The 1071-nt window shown below is 74.4% G+C and carries 1 protein-coding gene; it reads right to left on the reverse strand.

All coding sequences use genetic code 11. The features are described 5' to 3' along the window. The coding region (locus AOZ49_RS25365) for a type VI secretion system Vgr family protein (protein ID WP_197286777.1) at window positions 1-1071 on the reverse strand (1071 nt) is incomplete at both ends.

The following is a 1071-nucleotide window of genomic DNA, read 5'->3' on the forward strand; positions in this document are numbered from 1 at the left end:
CGCCGAACTCCTTGCTCTTGAAGCCGCTCAACGCGGCCGCGTTGCGGTGGTTCTCGTCGCCGCCGGCCGCGCCATGCCAGGCCGGCGCGTTGCCCGCAGCAAGGTTGGCCTGGGCGCTGGGCGCGGCATCGCGCGCGGCGGCGTAGACCTGCGTGTCGGCCTTGGCGCCCGGGCGTCCGCCCGGCGTGGCGGGCGTGCCGCCTTCGCCGCGGCCGTTGTACAGCGCGCCCACCACGATGGGCTGATCGATGTCGTCGTCCAGGAAGCGCACCAGCACCTCCTGGCCGATGCGCGGCACGAAGCTGATGCCCATGCCCGCGCCCGACTGGCGCTGCGCCACCCGCACCCAGCGGCTGGCGGCCTCGCCGTCGGCCGCGTGGGCCTGCCAGTGGAAGCGGATGCGCACGTCGCCGCGCTTGTTGCGCAGGATCTCGTCCTGCTCTTTCGCTTGCGTGCCGCCCTCGGCGTCGGTCACGACCGCCGTGTGCACGCCGTGCACCGACGGCGCGCCGCTCAGGCGCGCGCCGCGCCGGTGCGCCAGCTGCGGCCGCCACGGCCGGTCGCAGCGCACCGCCTCGAAGCGGTTGGCGTAGCCGACCTCGCGCGCCTTGGCCAATACTTCCGGATCAGGAGCTTGCGGCGCACCGTCCAGCGTCAGATACGCATCCAGCCCGCCCAGCCGCTGCGACAGCGAAGCCTGAGTTTCCGCAGGCAGGTTGTTGATGCCCACATGCTCGATCCAGTCCAGCGCGAACACCGGCTCGAAGCCGACCTCGCCCGCCGGCCCCAGCGACGACAGGTCCCGCAGCGTGAAGCGCGTGCCCGAGCGGAACGTGCGCACCACCCCGCGGCCCGCGAAAGTCTCGGCGCGGGCGCGCACGGCCTCGCGCGCCAGGTTCGCCTGCCGGCGGGCCTGCGCCTCGTCGGCAAAGCCGCCATGGCCGGCGATCTCGTACCAGTCCAGGCCCGCCGCGTCGTCCTGCCCGCTGGCCGGGTTGACCGGCGCCTGCGCGGCCACGGCGCGCTTGCCGCTGTCGTGCCAGCCCAGCACGGTGATGCTGTCGGGCGTGC

It is taken from the genome of Achromobacter sp. 2789STDY5608615 (assembly GCF_001298995.1).
Taxonomy (GTDB): domain Bacteria; phylum Pseudomonadota; class Gammaproteobacteria; order Burkholderiales; family Burkholderiaceae_B; genus Achromobacter; species Achromobacter insuavis.